Origin of the sequence: Dietzia sp. DQ11-44, assembly GCF_014145205.1 — a bacterium.
Lineage (GTDB): Bacteria > Actinomycetota > Actinomycetes > Mycobacteriales > Mycobacteriaceae > Dietzia > Dietzia natronolimnaea.
Genome location: NZ_JAALEC010000246.1, coordinates 1 through 4,235, shown reverse-complemented (window position 1 = coordinate 4,235; position 4,235 = coordinate 1). Strand labels below are relative to the sequence as shown.

General features: G+C 69.8%; 5 protein-coding genes. 3 read left to right on the top strand and 2 right to left on the bottom strand.

Annotated features, from left to right (window positions below; all coding sequences use genetic code 11):
* Window positions 1-82 precede the first annotated feature (82 nt).
* Window positions 83-436, bottom strand: a complete 354-nt coding sequence (locus tag G6018_RS07075; RefSeq protein WP_179523629.1) for a MerR family transcriptional regulator — start codon at window positions 434-436, stop codon at window positions 83-85.
* A gap of 100 nt (window positions 437-536) precedes the next feature.
* Here G6018_RS07075 and G6018_RS07070 point away from each other — a divergent pair, with 100 nt between their 5' ends.
* Together G6018_RS07070 and G6018_RS07065 are read left to right on the top strand one after the other, a co-directional pair.
* Entirely contained in the window at window positions 537-2,051 is a 1,515-nt protein-coding gene (locus G6018_RS07070; RefSeq protein ID WP_182639252.1) for a SulP family inorganic anion transporter, read from the top strand.
* Window positions 2,052-2,149: 98 nt separating this feature from the next.
* Window positions 2,150-2,866 carry an arsenate reductase ArsC gene (locus G6018_RS07065; protein WP_182639251.1) on the top strand — a complete coding sequence of 239 codons (717 nt, stop codon included), beginning with the start codon at window positions 2,150-2,152 and terminating at the stop codon, window positions 2,864-2,866.
* Window positions 2,867-2,905: 39 nt separating this feature from the next.
* On the opposite strand, the gene G6018_RS07060 is transcribed toward G6018_RS07065, so the two are convergent.
* Window positions 2,906-3,256, bottom strand: coding sequence for a metalloregulator ArsR/SmtB family transcription factor (locus G6018_RS07060; protein ID WP_179523627.1), 351 nt, complete (start codon window positions 3,254-3,256; stop codon window positions 2,906-2,908).
* A 216-nt stretch (window positions 3,257-3,472) separates the two neighbouring features.
* Between G6018_RS07060 and G6018_RS07055 the strand changes: the two genes are divergently transcribed.
* Window positions 3,473-4,235, top strand: a 763-nt coding sequence (locus G6018_RS07055) for a DUF222 domain-containing protein (protein WP_187700945.1), incomplete at its 3' end; no start/stop codon positions are given.

Sequence of the window (4,235 nt, the reverse complement as noted above, 5' to 3'; positions counted from 1 at the left end):
CTGGTGCGGCGCGGCCTCGGCGACCCTCATCGGGGTCGGTCAGTGGGCGAAGGCGGCCGTGGCCGCAGCTCTCGGCCGGTGATCAGGCCCTGAGGCGCGCGACGATCTCGACGAACTCCTCCGCGTAGCCCAGGTGGGTCCGCAGTCGCTCGAGCCGTTCGGTGGCCTCAGCCTCGATCTCGGCGATCAGCGCGGCCGATCCCGCCGGGTCGTCGGCTCGGCGGTCCAGGGCCCGGCAGAAGTCGCGCATGCGTTCCAGGCTGAACCCCAGGGGCTTCATCCGGCGGATGAGCAGGAGCCGCTCGACGTCCCCCGGCGTGTAGAGGCGGAACCCGCCCGGGGAGTGCGCGGAGGGGCTGACCAGACCGAGTTCGTCGTAGTGCCGCAGGCTCCGGATCGACAGCGCGGTGCGCTCGGCGACCTCGCCGATCTTCATGGTCTGCTCGCCGCGACTTGGCCCGCCCACAACTCTCCCGTTACGGTAGCTTTCTACTCTCACGCCGTGTGAGAGTCCTGACCCCGACTGTAGGTGATCCGTGAGCACCGAGTTCCCGACCGGCGTGCTGCCCTCGTTCCGCGCCGCGTTCTCCTCCCCCGCCCGGCTGCGGACCGAGGTCCTCGCCGGCCTCGTGGTGGCCCTCGCGCTCATCCCGGAGGCGATCTCGTTCTCCATCCTCGCGGGCGTCGACCCCCGGGTCGGTCTGTTCGCGTCCTTCACCATGGCGGTCACGATCGCCTTCACCGGAGGACGCCCGGCGATGATCTCGGCGGCCACGGGAGCGATCGCGCTCGTCGTGGCGCCGGTCGTGCTCGAGCACGGACTGGACCACCTCATCGCCACGGTCCTCCTGGCCGGGGTGCTGCAGGTGCTGCTGAGCGTGTTCGGGGTCGCGAGGCTGATGCGGTTCATCCCACGCTCGGTGATGGTCGGATTCGTCAACGCGCTCGCGATCCTCATCTTCTCCGCCCAGATCCCGCACCTGGTGGGCGTGCCGTGGCTGGTGTACCCGCTGGTGGCGGTGGGGCTGCTCGTCCTCGTGTTCTTTCCCAGGCTCACCACGGTGATCCCCGCGCCCCTGATCGCGATCGTGGCACTGACGATCGTGGTGGTGTGGGTGGGATGGTCGGTCCCCAACGTGCACGACCAGGGCGAGTTGCCCGGGTCGCTGCCGACCCTCCTGCTGCCGGACGTGCCGCTCACCCTGGAGACGCTGCAGGTCATCGCCCCCTACGCGCTCGCCATGGCGCTCGTGGGGCTCATGGAGTCGCTGATGACGGCCAAGTTGGTCGACGACATCACGGAGACGCACTCCGACAAGACGCGTGAGGGCTGGGGTCAGGGCGTCGCCAATCTCGTCACCGGTTTCTTCGGCGGGATGGGCGGCTGCGCGATGATCGGGCAGACGATGATCAACGTCAAGGCCTCGGGCGCACGGACGCGGCTGTCCACCCTGCTCGCCGGCGTGTTCCTGCTGGTCCTCGTCGTCGTCCTGGGCGACGTCGTCGGACTGATCCCGATGGCCGCACTGGTCGCGGTGATGATCATGGTCTCGGTGGGGACCATGGACTGGCACTCGATCCATCCCCGGACACTGCGGCTGATGCCGCTGTCGGAGACCCTCGTCATGGTCGTCACCGTGGCGGCGACGGTGTGGACCCACAACCTCGCGATCGGCGTGATCCTGGGGGTGGTCACGGCGATGATCATGTTCGCGCGCCGGGTCGCGCACATGACGACCATCGAGAAGGTCGCCGAGCTCGACACGGACCACGACGGGGCGGTCGACACCCGCACCTACCGGGTCACGGGCGAGCTGTTCTGGGCCTCGAGCAACGACCTCGTGTACCGGTTCGACTACTCCGGCGACCCCGAGCACGTGGTGCTCGATCTCACCGACGCCGACATCTGGGACGCCTCGACCGTCGCCACGCTCGACGCCGTGCAGCAGAAGTATGCGGCCAAGGGCAAGACCCTCACGGTGATCGGACTCGACGGTGCCAGCAGGGAGCGGCTCGACAAGCTCTCGGGCAGGCTCGGCGCCGGGCACTGAGCGCGGGTCGGTCCCGGGCGAATCCCCCCGGCCGGGCTTCCGAAAGCATCGATGGGCATCTATATTGATGGATGTCGATACGAGGCTTGGAGGCCGACATGTCCCGATCCGTGCACGACGCTCCTCTCCCCGAACTGCTCATGCCTCAGACGCAACTCCAGCGTGACGCCCGCGAGCTGGCCCGGCACTACGAGGGCGTGTTCAGTCCGCAGACCGTCGAGCGCGTGGTGTTCGAGTCCTATGCCGCGTTGCGTCGGACCGCGCGGGTCACCGCCCATCTGCCGTCGCTGTCCCGCCGCTTCGCGACCGACCGGCTCAAGGCTCTCGCGCAGGCGGAGGGGCGGGTCGCCAAGGACGTCCCCGAGGTGCTCTTCATCTGCGTCCAGAACTCGGGGCGCTCCCAGATGGCCGCGGCTCTCATGGCGGACCGGTCGGAGGGGCGGGTCCACGTCCGGTCCGCAGGCTCGCTCCCGGCGTCCGGGATCGACGAGAACTGCCGGGCGGCCATGGCCGAGGTCGGACTCGACCTGACCTCGGAATACCCCAAGCCGCTCACCGACGACGTGGTGGCGGCCGCCGACGTGGTGATCTCCATGGGGTGCGGGGACGCCTGCGCCGTCTATCCGGGCAAGCGGTACCTGGACTGGGATGTCTCGGACCCCGCAGGCCAGGATCTCGACCGCGTCCGCTCCATCCGTGACGACATCGACGCCCGGGTCCGCCAGGCCCTTCCGGAGATCGTCGGCATGACGCCCGCGACCGCCCCCGGTGCTCCGAGTTCGGGTGGTGCGACCAGGGAGGCGGCGTCGCCCTGAACGGTCCTCGGGCTGAACGGTCCTCAGGCTGAACAGTCCTCAGGCGAGGCGGAGACCTCGGACGTCGACGATGTCGCGGATCTGGGAGAACGCCTCCGGGACGATGCTGTAGTGCGCCATCCGGCCGCGTTGTTCGCGGGTGACGAGTCCCGCCTCGACCAGCTTCTTCATGTGATGACTCACGGTGGGCTGGGAGATCCCCAGCGGTTCGGTGAGGGTGCACACGCAGACGTCATCGCACTCCGCCGCCGCGATGTGCGAGAGCAGGCGGAGGCGCATGGGGTCGGCCAGGGCCTTGAACCGGGCCGCCGCGGCTTCGGCCTCGGCCTGGGTGAGCGGCCCGTTCGCGCCGGCGATGCAGCAGTATTCGGCGGATTCGGGCGAGGTCATGGTCCCAGGTTACTCGGACGACCGGGGCGGGGGAGGCCTGTGGATGTCCCCCCCTTGCCCATTCGAAAGTGTGTGCGTATACTAGAACACTAGTTCGATACAATGTGACGGCGACGTACGAGTGGGCGTACGGGTGGAGGTGAGGGCGTGGACGAGACGGCTGGTGGCGCGACAAGTGGGGTCGGTCGTTCTGGTCACCCGTCCCCGCTCGGGAGGTTGTCCGATTCCGCCCGCGACACCTGGGTGGCGGAGAATCGCGCCGCCGGGGCCCGCCTGGCCGCGTGTTACGAGATGTTCCGCGAGTGCGTGCGCCAGGACGAGGCCGGGGCGGGGGACGGCTCCCCGCCCGGGCATGCGGTGGTCGACCCGTTCGACGTGTGCACCGGCTACGTCGTGGCGTCGATGCCCATCTCCTCTGGCCGCGCCGCCGCCATGATCAGCCTCGCCGCGGACCTGACCGAGCGCTACCCGGCCGTCATGGAGGCGCTCTCGGCCGGTCGGATGGAACAGCGCGCAGCCGAGTTGTTGGCCCGTCAGATGGCCACGGTCGATCCGGCCGTCCTGTCACGGGTTCAGCAGGAGGTCGTGGAGGACTACCTCGCCGCCATCGAGGCCGGCGAGCGTCCGGGCGCCCGGTCGGTGCGCGACTCCGTCGACGCGATCATCGCCCGCTACGACGCCAACGGGATCCGCGAACGAAGAGACGCCGCCGCCCGCGGACGCGGAGTCCACATCCGCAAGGGCGCCGACGGCATGACCAACCTGTGGGCCACCCTGGCCTCCGACGAGGCCGCTGTGCTGGCAGAGGCCATCGACCAGCGCGCCGCAGAGTTCGCCAACCCCGCCCCGGACACCCCCGCGGAATCAGCGCAGGCCCGCGCCGACGCCGAGGGGGCGGACATGTCGAACTATCCGGTGCCCGAACGCCGCGCGGACGCCCTGCTGTCCCTGGTGTGCGGAGACCGGGGCCGCGCCCGTG

Coding starts and splice junctions, on each gene's coding strand:
- G6018_RS07060 (WP_179523627.1), bottom strand. CDS start 3,256: ATGACCTCGCCCGAATCCGCCGAATACTGCTGCATCGCCGGCGCGAAC.
- G6018_RS07075 (WP_179523629.1), bottom strand. CDS start 436: ATGAAGATCGGCGAGGTCGCCGAGCGCACCGCGCTGTCGATCCGGAGC.
- G6018_RS07065 (WP_182639251.1), top strand. CDS start 2,150: ATGTCCCGATCCGTGCACGACGCTCCTCTCCCCGAACTGCTCATGCCT.